The organism is Ralstonia sp. 1138 (genome assembly GCF_040544795.1).
In the GTDB taxonomy this organism is placed as follows: domain Bacteria; phylum Pseudomonadota; class Gammaproteobacteria; order Burkholderiales; family Burkholderiaceae; genus Ralstonia; species Ralstonia flatus.
In genome coordinates, this window is the sequence record NZ_JBEPKQ010000003.1 from 88,905 (window position 1) to 102,221 (window position 13,317).

Here is a 13,317-nt window from a genome sequence, read left to right on the forward strand (position 1 = left end):
GGTGATGCCGGCGCAGGGATCAATGCGCGCTCAACGCACCGGTCAGGGGTGACAGCGGATTGCTGCCGGAGCCGCCGGCGGCGTTCGTGACGCCACCCAGCGCATTCGTGATCGGGGCGAGCGGGTTGCCGCTGCCGGCCGCGCCGGTCAGTGCGCTCGTGACCGGCGCCAGCGGATTGCTGCCGCCACCCGACAGCGCACCCGTCACGGGGGCGAGCGGATTGCTGCCACCGCCGAGGCCACCGCCGAGCGCGCCGGTGATCGGCGCCAACGGATTCGTCGAGCCGCCGCCGCTGCCGCCGTTGACCAGGCCGCCGGCACTCGCCACCGTGCCGCCGACGGCGCCGACCACACCGCCCACGTCACGCGTGAGCGGGTTGCCGCCGGCTGCGCCGACTTGCGCGCCGGCACTCTGCAGGCCGCCGCCAACCGTATTCAGCGCACCGGCCAGCGGGCCGCCGAGCATCGTCGCGCTGCCGACCGTCTGCGTGCCGTTCACGAGCTGCGACGACAGCGGCACGATCGCGTTGCTGGTCTGCTGCGTGATCTGCTGCACCGGGCCGCTCGACGTGCCAATCGTGACGAGCCCGCCAGCACCCTGCATCACCTGACCCAGCGCAGACACACCGCTGCCCACCGGCGACGTCACCGGATTCAGCGGCGCCAGCGGGCTGCCGGCGGCACCCAGATCCGAGACGGTCTGCCCCGCGTTGCCTACCGTCACCCCGGCGGAGCGGATCACGTCACCCGAGCTTTGCACCGTGGTGCCGACCGGGTCGGGCGTCGAGCCGATCTTGCCGAGCCCATTGCTGATGCCGCTGCCCAGTGTCTGCACCGTGTTGCCGGCCGAGGTGACGGTCGCACCCAGATCCTTCTGCGCCGCCGTGCCGCCGATGACGGGCACCGACGCCGTGCCGATGGTCGTGCCGAGATCGCTGACCGTCTTGCCGGTCTGCGTGACGACGTTGCCGCCGCCGCCCGCGACGTTGCCGACCGGCACCGCGCCGGGATCGTTGTTGGCCGACGACGACGGTGTCGTATCACCGTTCGGGTTGCCGCCCGAAGCGCAACCGGCCAGCGTCAGCACGGCCACTGCAGCTGCCGCCAGCAGCGTGCGCGATGCTGAAACCATCGACAGCGAGTCGGAGGAAGAAGCGTGGAGCGGGTTCTGAATCTTCATGGTGAGTCTCCTTGTAAGCGCGGCCCGTACCGCGTGTCACCGCCGGGTCAGAAGAACGCGCATCTGGCGTCCAGCGGGTAGCATCCGCCTGCGTTTGCCGTCGAATGCAAAGAAAGTTCTACTGAGCGATGGCTAGTGATGCGCGCCGGATGTCACACCCGACAGCACACCGCCAACCAAACCGCCCACCGTTGTACTGACGCCGCTCAATCCGCCCAGCGGACCTGCCGCGGCGCCGCTGCTGCCGACTGCGCCAACGGAGCCGAGCGCACCAGCACCAGGCAACCCCGCCGTCAACGAACTGACGGCCGTCGTGACCGGCGCCAGCGCACCACCGAGCGCACCGGTCAACGCACCTGCCGGAGCACTGCCCGTTGCCGATGGCGTCGCCGGTGCGACCACCGTCGATAGCCCGCTGGTGAGCGATCCGAGCGCGCCCACCGTGTTGCCCAGCGTCGACACCAGCGCATCGCCCTTGCCGGCCGTCGTGATCGTGCGTCCCTCGCTGCCGAGCGCACCGCCCAGCGTCGCCAACACGTTGCTGACCGGAGCCCCCAATCCTGTTGCGGCCCCCACGGCCTGCGTGGTGGAAGTCAACGCGCTGGTGAGCGGCACGATGGCGGTGATGGTGGTGGTCGTCAGTTGTTCGACAGGGCCGGTCAGCGTCGCGATGGGCGTGTTGCGAGTCGAGCCGGTGCCACCCGTTGCATTGCTGCCGTTGCTGCTGCCGTTCGACCACGTGGGCGAACTCGATGCCGCGATCGCCGGCTTGGATTGCGAATCGCTGCCGCCGCCAAGCGAGGTGCCCATGTCGCCGCTGCCCGAATTCGCGCAACCGGCCAACATGGCTAGCGATGCCGTCGCCAGCATGCACTGCATGAACAGTCCGCACTTCGGCGGATTCGATTTCGACAAGAACGCTCGATCGCGCATCTTGTGCCTCCACTACTCAGAACAGAACGCTTGTTGGACCCCTTCTGTCTTGCGCTCTTTGCTCGTCGGGTTTGTCGTCGTCAGCCATGCGGGGTTGGCGACGACCTCCCTGTCTTGTCACGGGCCACGCGCAGGCCCGTGCCACACCGCGCGATCGATGCCGTGCTGATGTGGTGAGCGGATCGTGAAGTGAAACCGAATGGCATGACAATCAGCGCCAACCTGACACCCGGATTTGCGGTTGCAGCAATTTGCGAGATCAATCCCGAATAAAACGTCGCTGCAAGCCATTCTTCGGACGACAGGGGCGCAGCAAAAATGGCCCGTGGATTGCCGTAGAACAATCCTTCTATCGTCGTAAAACAGCGTCGTTTCAAACGCGATTGCGTGAAGTTTTCAGCGGTTGCTGAGCGGGGTTTTCCCGCGATCGACGCTCGGATGAGCATCGTGCGGGTCGCGCTATCGACGTCGTGCGCGCATGCAGTTCGGCATCGTCACGATCCGGTGTCAGCGTCGTATGCATCGGCATCCATCCAGCGTGCGCGCATCGATGTCGCGCTCATGCACGCGTCGATGCTTTGGCCCATCGCAGCGACCTCGCGCATCGGATGCGCGGCACGCGATTTGCGGGTGCTGCACGCATGCAGTTGGACTTCACAATCGCATCGACATCGCGCGGTGCCGATCGAAGGTGAGCGCGATGTGTCAGCAGCGTCGATCGACATCCTCCGCACGTCGATATGCACGCGTCGATCGCACCGATCGCCCGCGCATCGACGTGTTGAGTACGAAAAATTCGCGCGCGTTGTCGCATCTACGCATCGTTTTTTTCGACGCGCATCGCGCAGCTCGCGCGTCGTCGCGCACGACGATGCCGAACGTGCGCGAGGCGCGTGCGCGAGTTCGTGATGCATACGCGCACAACATCGCGTGTTGCTGTAAACCGGCATGAACACTGGGTTTGCGGGGCGCTTGTGTCAACACGGAGCAACGTCGCAACGTGATGTCACGACGCAAGAAAATGCGCATTCGCGACAGCGATCTGCGCGCATGCGCGATGCGAATCGCAGCGACGCACAGACGCAGCGCAATCCTTCACCAAAACTCGCCGCGCTTTTTGCATAAATCTCTTAACATCACCGCGCAAACGAATTATGATTCGCCTTGACAAGACGTTGACTTCGATGCAAGGGACCTTCGCGCGATCAACGACGATGAAGTTCCAAGCGGCAAGTGAAAGGTAGTCGAGGAGCGTAACCACTTTGATGCACGCCACGCCGACAGGGCTGTTTGAACTCGGTGCCGTCTCTGCGATCCCCCCGTCGGGATGGGCGTACTACCCCCAAAAGAAAACGCGCGCTCTCCAGTTTTTCGCTGTCCGCAAAGTCACGCTGCAAGCGGCTTTGCGGTCTACGCAGCGATTCGCGCAAGATCAGATTTCGACCGGTGTGGCCACGATGCCCCGGTCCTCTCAATTGATGAAGACTCGCCGGATGCATTCTGTCCGGCCGACTGCGGCTGCGCTCGTGCGCGCAACCGGGGCGTGCAACTTGCTGCGTGTGTTCACCGCGCAAGTCGCAGATCTTCCTACCGAATTCATTAGCGTGCGACTGCCGTTTGGTGGCGCGCCGATGAATCGCTCGCTCGGTTGGTCTGGCGGTGCCAATGCATCGTGGGATCGGGCCGGTCGGGTTGCTCAATCTCGATAGTTCGATACCCAATCTTGAAGGAGTTTCCCATGGCAACTGCTGCTAAGAAGAAACCGGCCGCCAAGGCCCCGGCCAAGAAGGCCGCTGCAAAGAAGGCTCCGGCCGCCAAGAAGGCTGCTGCAAAGAAGGCTGCTCCGGCCGCTAAGAAGGCCCCGGCCAAGAAGGTTGCAGCTAAGAAGGTCGCTGCCAAGAAGGCACCCGCCAAGAAGGCCGCAGTGAAGAAGGTTGCAGCCAAGAAGGCTCCGGCCAAGAAAGCTGCAGTGAAGAAGGTTGCAGCCAAGAAGGCCCCGGCCAAGAAAGCTGCAGTGAAGAAGGTTGCAGCCAAGAAGGCTCCGGCCAAGAAAGCCGCGGTGAAGAAGGTTGCAGCCAAGAAGGCTCCGGCTGCCAAGAAGGCTGCTGCCAAGCCTGCTGCGAAGAAGGCTGCTGCGAAGAAGGCCCCGGCTGCCAAGAAGGCTGCCGCCAAGCCTGCTGCGAAGAAGGCTCCGGCCAAGAAGGCTGTCGCCAAGCCCGCTGCTGCTCCGGCCGCTGCACCTGCTGCACCCGCTGCCAAGACCGCGCTGAACCCGGCTGCGGCATGGCCGTTCCCGACCGGCAACCGTCCGTAAGTCATTCTGACGACGGTGATCCTCCGGGACCACAGCGGCGCGCAGGTCGCGCCCACCTGATCGGATACTGCGTATCCGGTCCGCAAGGCCTTGGTGTCTTGCACCGCCCGCCGATCGGCTCACGCCCCGGCGGGCTTTTTCTTGCCCGCGCGTTGCGCATACGTTTCCTGCGAGCATAAAAAAACCGCACCGGCGCGGTGCCGATGCGGTTTTCCGATGAACCCCTCGGCGTATCAGCCGAGCGCGCTTGATTAGTGCGTGACGCGCGTCACGCCGCCCGATGACAGCAGGCGCACGCGCTCGCCAGGGCGGAACGCCTCGTCGGCGTCCTGCGTGATGGCGCGGTACTCGCCGTTGTCGAGCTTGACGGTGATTTCGAGGCCAGGCCGCTTGTTCATCTGACCTTCGAGCGCGCTGCCCGCGACGCCACCGAGAATCGCACCGAGCACACCCGCCGCCACCGAGCCGTTGCCGCGCCCGATGGCTGCAGCCGAACCGATGCCGCCGATCGCGCCGCCGGCAATGGTGCCAACGCCGGTCTGCTCACGATCGATCACGACATTGCGCACGGAATCTACCGTACCGAAGCGCACGGTCTGCTCACGTTGCGCCTGCCCCGAAGTGTAGGCGCTGTTGGAGTTGGTGCCCATGGCGCAGCCTTGCAGGCCAAGGGCGGCGACCAGCAGAGTCGCGGCGCCGATGCGATAGATGGGTTTCATGTTCGTTCCTTATTGATACCGGTACCCGAAAGCGGATTCAAAGCGTCGCGCAATCTCGTCGACGGGCAGGCCGTGATTCTGCGGGCCTTGGCAAGCGATCTTGAGTGAGCCCATCAGGCTGGCGAGGCGGCCGGTGGTATCCCAGTCCAGGCCATTCTCGATGCCGTAGAGCAGGCCGCCGCGGAAGGCGTCGCCGCAACCGGTCGGGTCGACCACACGTTCGGCCGGCACGACCGGAATAGTGTACTGCTTGCCGCCGGCGTAAATCTCCGCCCCTTCTTCCCCGCGCGTGACGATGTAAGCTTCGACGCGCTGCGCAAGTTCTGCCGCACTGTAGCCCGTGCGTGACAGCATGACCTGCGCTTCGTAGTCATTGACCACCACGTAGCTGGCGAGTTCAACGAAGTGGCGCAGGTCGGCGCCGTCAAACAGCGGCATTGCCTGGCCCAGATCGAAGATGAAAGGCACGCCCGATTCGGCAAATTGGGTGGCGTGGTGCAGCATGCCTTCGCGGCTGTCTGGGCCCACCAGGCCGAGCCTTGCCGGCAGGGCATTCTTGACCGAATTGATGCTCGAATGGCTCATCGCGCCTGGGTGGAAGGCGGTGATCTGGTTGTTGTCGCGGTCGGTCGTGATCATCGCCTGCGCGGTGAACGTGTCCGGCACCTCCGTGATATGCGCTGTCGAGATGCCGAGCTTTTTCAGGTAGTCCAGATACGGGCCCGCATCCTGGCCGACGGTGCCCATAATGATGGGCTCGCCGCCGAGCATCTTCAGCGTGTAGGCGATGTTGCCTGCGCAGCCACCGAACTCGCGGCGCATGGTCGGCACCAGAAAGGAGACATTCAGGATGTGGATCTTGTCGGGCAGGATGTGTTCGCGGAAGTGTCCGTCGAACGTCATGATGGTGTCGTAGGCAACCGAGCCGCAGATCACGCTGGCCATATTGAAGCACTCCAGATATGACACGGCCGCCCAGTGGACGGCCGTGTGATGAACGAGAGACCGGAAGCCGGTCTCGATGCAGTCAGTTCAGCTTACTTCAGCGCAGCCAGGGCCGCGTCGTAGTTCGGCTCGTCCTTGATCTCCGGCACGAGTTGCGAGTACAGGACGGTGTCGTTGGCGTCGAGCACGACCACGGCGCGGGCGGTCACGCCAGCCAGCGGGCCCGACGTGATGTCGACGCCGTAGGCTTGCTTGAAACCCTTGTCGCGGAAGGTCGACAGCGGCTTCACGTTTGCGATGCCTTCGGTGGTGCAGAAGCGGCCCGCTGCGAACGGCAGGTCGGCAGAGATGGACAGCACGACCGTGTTATCCAGCTTGGCGGCGGCTTCGTTGAACTTGCGCGTGGAGGTGGCGCACACCGGGGTGTCCAGGCTCGGCACGATGTTCAGAACCTTGCGCTTGCCGGCAAAGTCCGCGAGCGACACGTCCTTCAAGTCTGCGCCGACCAGCGTGAATGCCGGGGCCTTCGAGCCTGCGGTCGGGAATTGGCCGCCGACTTCGATCGGGTTGCCGCCAAGGGTCACGTTTGCCATGGTGTTACTCCTTCCTTTGATGCGTGTTGGGGAAAAGCCGCTAACAAGATCCTCGTGGCATCTGCGTCGGCACGCCGGGCCGGCAGGTTCTTGTTAGCGGCTCTAAGCCAGGATGAAAACTCAGGGGTAAAAAATCAGGACCCGGTAGTTGGCCGTCGGGCGCTGGGACTGGAATCGTACCCGAATCGGTAGTTCAGCGCGGGCGGGCAGCCCTGACTTGCTGTATGCACTGTCGCTCGGGTTGAGGTAGTCGCTGGGCAGCAGCGCGCGGCGCGAGAGCAGCTGGTCCTGCAGATCGGTCGTGACCAGTTCGATGGCGGGCAGGGCGATGGGGCCGCCGGCGCGGTTGCGCAGCGTCGCGGTCAACACGTACTGGTCGGACGCGTCGCCTTCCTGCCGCTGCAGTTGAGACGATTCGATCTGCAGTGCATCGAGGTCACGCGGTGGCGCAATCGTGCAGTGCAACGGCTGGCACAGGGCTTCCAACATCGGGCGTGTGGACGGCGCCCGTCGGGCGATCTCGGCCCGTGCCAGGAAGAGCAGTTGCAGCACGGCCGCCACCGCGAGCAGGCCGATCGCAACGCGCGCCAGTGCGCGGCGTCCCGTCGTTTTGCGTGTTTGCTCTCGCGCTTGCGCGGCGCGCAAGAAATCCAGCGTCGCGGCAGAGACACCGTGGTTCGGCCCCCGCACCTTGCGCGGACGCGGCGCGCCAGTCAGCGTGCGCTGCGGCGTCGGGCCCGCCGGCTCGGCTTGCGTGCGGCGTGCGAGGCCATGACGGCGCGGCACCGGTGCAAAAAGCGTATGCGGATCGGTTTCGTGACGCATCCAGACCGAATCGTGCTTCTCCGCCTCTAGCTTTGCAGGGGCCGAGACCGCTGCCGCCGCGGCGGTCGTCGCTGCCGCCGCCGCGGGCGTGATTGCCGGTTCCACCGGCAAGTCAGCTGACGGCTGCTTGGGTACGGCTGCCGCGAACGCGTCTTCCTCGTCGTCGAGGTCGCGAATGGGCGGCAGGCCGTGGAATGGATCGGCGGGCGGCGCGGGCGGTTCCGGCGGTCGTGTTTCCTGCGTCGGTTCAGCGGCTGGCTCTACCTCGGGCTCGATTGGTACTTCGTCGGGGAGTGGACGCGTGTCGGGTGCGGTGGATGGCACGTCAGGCACCGGCGTTGCGCCTTCAACTTCCCCCAGATGGACTTCCGCGACGCCTTCTTCAGGAACGTCTTCTTCCCAGATCAGCGTCATGCCGAAGCCGTGATCGTCCTCTGCGGCAGATGGCACTGCGGGCGCTTCGGGTTCAGGAGTGGCTGACGGCGCGAGTGGCGCAACGCGGGCGGCGGGTTCCGGCGATTGCGGAGGCTGCGGTGCCTCGGCCGCCGGCGCCGCAGGCGTGGCTACGGCGCCCAGTTCGATCAGATGATCGCGGCCATCGAAGACGTGATTGCAGCGCCCGCAACGCACAAGTCCGCCGCGCAGCCGCAGTTGATCGGCGACAACGCGGAACGCGGTTTGACAGTTGGGACAGCGGGCGGCCAAACGTGGCGCAGCTTGTGGCGCAGTTGCCATGCGGGACGAGGAGAAAAAAGCCGACCGCGCGAGTATTGCAGACAGCGGCGCCAGCGTCGACCTTTGCAGGTGGCGCTGGCGCGCAATACCGCGGAATTACGCGGGCTTCACACCATGCAGGCAGACCCAGCCGTCACGTGCACGCCACACCGTGAGCGGAATGGCGGAGGCATACGCGGCCGCCACTTCTTCGGCTTGGCGCTCGAGCACACCTGACAGAATCAACCGGCCGCCCGGCCGCACACGTGCGCACAGCATGGCTGCCATCAGCTTGAGCGGATTCGACAGGATGTTGGCGACGACCAGATCGAACGTGCCTTCCGGTGCGTCGTCGGGCAGGGCAAACGTGGCTTCGACGCGGTTACGCTCGGCGTTGTAGCGCGAGGCTTCCACCGCATTCGGATCGATGTCCACACCGACGGTTTCTCCGGCGCCGAGCTTCTTGGCGACGATGGCCAGGATGCCCGAGCCGCAACCGTAGTCGAGCGTGCGTTCGCCGGGTTGCACGTGCTGCTCCAGCCATTCCATGCACAGGCGCGTGGTCGGGTGGCTGCCGGTGCCGAACGCGAGGCCGGGGTCCAGCTCCAGCACCACGGCGTCGGGTTCCGGCGCGTCGTGCCAGGACGGCACGACCCAGATGTGCTCACCAATATGGATCGGCTCGAACTGCGATTGCGTCACGCGCACCCAGTCCTGCTCTTCGACTTCACGCACGGTGTACGCGGGCAGCGGCGAGAGGTTGATCTCGTTGGCTGCGGCTGCCACCAGCAACGCCGGATCGGCATCGTCGGCGAGCAGCGCAACCACGCGCGAGCGGTTCCACGCCAGGCGTGTCGGTTCGTGGCCGGGCTCGCCAAAGAGCGGTTGCTCTTCAGGCGTGTCGGCATCGGCGTCTTCCACCGAGACCGACAGCGCGCCGAGATCAAACAGGGCTTCGGACAACGCTTCAGCGTCGTCACGCGCCACTTCGAGCACGCATTCGCGGTACGTCACTTGCCGCCACCCTTGGCCACTTCCTGTTGCGCCAGACGGTGCTCCAGGTAGTGGATGTCGGTGCCGCCCTCAACGAAGTTGGCATCGAGCATCAGGTCGCGGTGCAGCGGCACGTTGGTCTGGATGCCTTCCACCACCATTTCCGACAGGGCGATGCGCATGCGGGCGATGGCCTGCTCGCGCGTGGCGCCATACGTGATGACCTTGCCGATCATCGAGTCGTAATTGGGCGGCACGAAGTAGCCGTTGTAGGCGTGCGAATCCACGCGGACGCCCGGGCCACCCGGCACGTGCCACGACGTGATGCGGCCCGGCGACGGCGTGAACTTGAACGGATCTTCCGCGTTGATGCGGCACTCGATGGCGTGGCCCTTGAGCGTGATGTCTTTCTGGCGGAAGCGCAGCTTTTCGCCGGCCGCCACGCGGATCTGCTCCTGCACGATGTCGACGCCCGTGATCATTTCCGTGACCGGATGTTCGACCTGCACGCGCGTGTTCATTTCGATGAAGTAGAACTCGCCGTTCTCATACAGGAACTCGAACGTGCCGGCGCCGCGGTAGCCGATCTTCTTGCAAGCCTCGGCGCAGCGGTCGCCAATGCGTTCGATCAGGCGGCGCGGAATGTGCGGTGCCGGCGCTTCCTCGATCACCTTCTGGTGGCGGCGCTGCATGGAGCAGTCGCGCTCGCCCAGCCAGATGGCGTTGCGGTGCTGGTCGGCCAGAACCTGGATTTCCACGTGGCGCGGATGCTCCAGGAACTTCTCCATATAGACTTCCGGATTGCCGAAGGCGCGGCCGGCTTCTTCGCGGGTCATGTTGACGGCGTTGATCAGCGCGGCCTCGGTGTGCACCACGCGCATACCACGGCCACCGCCACCGCCAGCTGCCTTGATGATCACCGGATAGCCGACCTTCTTGGCCGTTGCCAGGATTTCCTTCGGATCTTCCGAAAGAGCGCCTTCCGAGCCCGGCACGCACGGCACGCCGGACTTGATCATCGCCTGCTTGGCCGAGACCTTGTCGCCCATCAGGCGGATCGATTCGGGCGTCGGGCCGATGAAAGTGAAGCCGGATTGCTCCACACGCTCGGCAAAGTCGGCGTTTTCTGACAGGAAGCCGTAGCCGGGGTGGATGGCCTGTGCGTCGGTCACCTCGGCGGCCGAGATGATGGCCGGCATGTTGAGGTACGACAGCGGCGACGGTGCCGGGCCGATACACACGGCTTCGTCGGCCAGCTTGACGTATTTGGCTTCCTTGTCCGCCTCGGAATAGACCACCACGGTCTTGATGCCGAGTTCGCGGCAGGCGCGCTGGATGCGAAGAGCGATCTCGCCGCGATTCGCGATCAGGATCTTGTCGAACATCGTGTTCTCGCTACAAAAAGGAGAGGCGAGGGCGCTGTGGCCGGGCTGCGCTAGTGGCAGCCCTTGTGCGCCGGCTCGCGCTCGGATGCGGCACGCTGCGCGCCGCACGATGAGGGTCGGATGCCGGGAGATCAGCCGATCACGAACAGCGGTTGGCCGTATTCCACAGCCTGGCCGTTTTCGATCAGGATTTCCTTGATGACGCCGGCCTTGTCCGCTTCGATCTCGTTGAGCAGCTTCATCGCTTCGATGATGCAGATCGTCTGGCCTTCCTTGACGGTGTCGCCCACCTTGACGAACTCCGCTGCGCCCGGCGACGGCGAGCGGTAGAACGTACCGACCATCGGCGACGTCACGATGTGGCCAGCCGGCAGGGCGGGCGACGCTGCTTCGGCGCCGACGGCGGCCGGCGCTGCTGCGGCAGGCGCGCTGACAGTCGGTGCGGCCTGCATCTGCATCGGCGCATATTGCATCGGGGCCACCACTTGCGGTGCCGATTTGACGATGCGGACCTTGCCTTCGCCCTCGGTCACTTCGAGTTCCGAAATGCCCGATTCGGCCACCAGGTCGATCAGCGTTTTCAGCTTGCGCAAATCCATGAGCGTTCTCCTGCAGCGTCGGCGGTCTGGGCGGTCGATGCGCGCGAATGGCTCTTCAGCCGCGCATCGGTCAAAGGCGCTCCAGGCGCTGGCGTCGTTGCGTTGGTTAAGTGGTTGAAATAAAAGAAAGAAGACGGCTGATCAGCCGCCGTGTTGATCGATTGCGAAGTCCAGCGCCGCCAGATAGCCGCGCCAGCCCAGCCCGCAAATCACGCCCACGGCCTGGTCCGCCAGGTACGAATGGTGGCGGAACGGCTCGCGGCGATGCACGTTGGACAGATGGACTTCGATATACGGGATCACCACGCCGGCCAGCGCATCGCGCAGCGCCACACTCGTGTGGGTGTAGGCGGCCGGATTGATGATGATGAATTCAACGCCTTCGCTCTTGGCGGCATGGATGCGATCCACCAGCGCCCCTTCGTGGTTCGACTGGAAGTGCGCCAGCGTCACGCCGCGCGCTGCGGCGCGTTCGGCCAAGGCGGCATTGATGTCGGCGAGGGTCGTTGCACCATAGACTTCCGGCTCGCGCGTCCCCAGCAAATTGAGGTTCGGGCCGTGCAGCACGAGCACGTTGCGAAGCGCTTTGGCGATGGATTTATCAGCCACGGTTTGACCGCTTGAGCGAAGTTGGGCGCAATTTACAGCAACTTAGAATGCTTTGTCTAGTTTTTGCTGAAAAACTCTCAACAAATCGGTGTTTTCACCGATCTTGTGCGTCGGGTCTGCGCTTTTGCCGAAGAAGAAGGGGAGTTGCGTGCACATGAACGTCATATGACGTTTTTCCATATTCACGTGCGCTGCAGGGCTGCTCGCAGTTCATCGGCGTGCACCCGGCCCATCTTCCGGAACGTGATTTCGCCTTGTGAATTAAGGATCACAGTAAACGGCAGGCCGCCGACGTCGTTGCCGAACTGCCGGCCCAGTTCCGTCCCGCCAAAGCCTGCCACGGCGACCGGATATGTGACGTGGACCTTACCCAGAAACGTCTGGATATTGGCGGCCGAGTCAATGCCGATGCCCACGAACTTTGCCTTGGACTTCTGTTCCTGCGCCAGCGCCGACAGTTCAGGCATTTCCTCCACGCAAGGACCGCACCACGGCGCCCAGAAATTGATCACCACCGGCTGGCCGCGAAACGCCGCCAGATCCAGCGGCGCGCCATTGGCGTCAGGCAGCTTGCTGCTGTAAAACGCGGCCACCGCGCTGTTGGCGGGTGTTTGGGGCTCAGTGGCGCGATGCCCGAAATAGACGCCCGCCGCCGCGGCAATCAGGCCGGCGATCAACAGGGCAATCAAAGTGGTGCGGCGCGACATGGTTGGCGGGGGTCTCTATATATAGACAGAGGCGAAGCGTGGCGGATTGTACTCCTGTCGGCGGATCACCCCTGCGACAGGAGGGCACGTACGGCGGCGGCGTCGCCCCGCTGCGTCTTGCCGGTGGCGTCGGCGCGCCGCGCACCGCGTACATCGTTCATGTCATACAGGGCGATATGGACGCCGACCGGCGTGCCCGTTTCAGCGCGCAGTTCGCGTGCGAGTTCGCGGGATTCGGGCCCGGCGGGCCATTGGCCCCGCCACAGGAAGCTGAGCGTCTCCACCTCGTCGCGGCCGGCGAAGTGGGCGCTTTCCGTGGTGTCGAACTCCACGCCGGCGTTGAGCAGGAAGATCGCCACATCCTTGGGGCTGTCACAGAAGACCTGCAGGTGGATGTCCGAGTGCTCGCTCGCGGTGCCATTGAAGACGGCGCCCGCCAGATATGGATTGTGGACAGCCAGTCCTTCCATCAGGAGCAGCGCAATGCGGCGCAGCAACGCGAGCACGCGCGGCTGGGATTCGGCCTGGAACAGTGCCTGGTATTCGCGGACTTCCGTCTCGACCTGTTCGTTGTCCGGCAGCCATTCCCCCGGCGCGCGGGCTTCCGTGCCAAGCACCTGGCGTGCGGCCTTGCGTTTGGCGGTGGCGTAATCGGCACCGTCTTCCGCGATCATGCGGGCGGCGGTGACGGCAATTTCCTCCCGCACGCGGGCGGGATCGAGGGTGGGGCGTTTTGACATGGCTCTATTTTACTGAAGCGCGCGGGCCGGCCTGAAGCCGCAGGTACAATGCGGCGCTACG

At 64.7% G+C, this 13,317-nt stretch carries 13 protein-coding genes; 1 reads left to right on the forward strand and 12 read right to left on the reverse strand.

The annotated features are described in order from the left end of the window. Positions 1-19 precede the first annotated feature (19 nt). The gene (locus tag ABIC76_RS13280; RefSeq protein WP_354534261.1) at positions 20-1,180 is read right to left on the reverse strand and encodes a collagen-like triple helix repeat-containing protein; all 1,161 of its coding nucleotides are present in this window, start codon (positions 1,178-1,180) and stop codon (positions 20-22) included. 132 nt (positions 1,181-1,312) lie between these two features. Next, positions 1,313-2,113, reverse strand: a complete 801-nt coding sequence (locus ABIC76_RS13285; RefSeq protein ID WP_354534262.1) for a collagen-like triple helix repeat-containing protein — start codon at positions 2,111-2,113, stop codon at positions 1,313-1,315. Positions 2,114-3,851: 1,738 nt separating this feature from the next. Between ABIC76_RS13285 and ABIC76_RS13290 the strand changes: the two genes are divergently transcribed. After that, on the forward strand, positions 3,852-4,427 hold the full coding sequence (locus ABIC76_RS13290) for a histone H1-like DNA-binding protein (protein WP_004632965.1): 576 nt from the start codon (positions 3,852-3,854) through the stop codon (positions 4,425-4,427). Positions 4,428-4,678: 251 nt separating this feature from the next. Here the strand turns inward: ABIC76_RS13290 and ABIC76_RS13295 are convergent, their stop codons facing one another. The 10 genes from ABIC76_RS13295 to ABIC76_RS13340 form a co-directional block, all read right to left on the reverse strand. Continuing rightward, entirely contained in the window at positions 4,679-5,146 is a 468-nt protein-coding gene (locus ABIC76_RS13295; protein ID WP_009241557.1) for an outer membrane lipoprotein, read from the reverse strand. 9 nt (positions 5,147-5,155) lie between these two features. Next, complete coding sequence (locus tag ABIC76_RS13300; protein WP_147214585.1) at positions 5,156-6,091, reverse strand: carbohydrate kinase family protein; 936 nt, start codon at positions 6,089-6,091, stop codon at positions 5,156-5,158. Positions 6,092-6,183: 92 nt separating this feature from the next. Further along, entirely contained in the window at positions 6,184-6,684 is a 501-nt protein-coding gene (tpx, locus tag ABIC76_RS13305; RefSeq protein ID WP_027680357.1) for a thiol peroxidase, read from the reverse strand. A 120-nt stretch (positions 6,685-6,804) separates the two neighbouring features. Beyond that, positions 6,805-8,244, reverse strand: coding sequence for a DUF3426 domain-containing protein (locus tag ABIC76_RS13310; RefSeq protein WP_354534263.1), 1,440 nt, complete (start codon positions 8,242-8,244; stop codon positions 6,805-6,807). Between the two features lie 96 nt (positions 8,245-8,340). Further along, positions 8,341-9,237 (reverse strand): 50S ribosomal protein L11 methyltransferase, encoded by an 897-nt coding sequence (gene prmA, locus ABIC76_RS13315; RefSeq protein WP_102066842.1) that lies wholly within the window; start codon positions 9,235-9,237, stop codon positions 8,341-8,343. Continuing rightward, entirely contained in the window at positions 9,234-10,601 is a 1,368-nt protein-coding gene (accC, locus tag ABIC76_RS13320; RefSeq protein WP_102066841.1) for an acetyl-CoA carboxylase biotin carboxylase subunit, read from the reverse strand. The genes prmA and accC overlap by 4 nt, the downstream gene beginning before the upstream one ends. Before the next feature lie 131 nt (positions 10,602-10,732). After that, positions 10,733-11,200 (reverse strand): acetyl-CoA carboxylase biotin carboxyl carrier protein, encoded by a 468-nt coding sequence (accB, locus tag ABIC76_RS13325; RefSeq protein WP_354534264.1) that lies wholly within the window; start codon positions 11,198-11,200, stop codon positions 10,733-10,735. 141 nt (positions 11,201-11,341) lie between these two features. After that, on the reverse strand, positions 11,342-11,809 hold the full coding sequence (gene aroQ, locus ABIC76_RS13330; RefSeq protein ID WP_354534265.1) for a type II 3-dehydroquinate dehydratase: 468 nt from the start codon (positions 11,807-11,809) through the stop codon (positions 11,342-11,344). A gap of 182 nt (positions 11,810-11,991) precedes the next feature. Further along, positions 11,992-12,516 (reverse strand): TlpA family protein disulfide reductase, encoded by a 525-nt coding sequence (locus ABIC76_RS13335; protein ID WP_102066839.1) that lies wholly within the window; start codon positions 12,514-12,516, stop codon positions 11,992-11,994. Positions 12,517-12,581: 65 nt separating this feature from the next. Further along, entirely contained in the window at positions 12,582-13,256 is a 675-nt protein-coding gene (locus tag ABIC76_RS13340; protein WP_102066838.1) for a UDP-N-acetylmuramate--alanine ligase, read from the reverse strand. Positions 13,257-13,317: the final 61 nt, after the last annotated feature.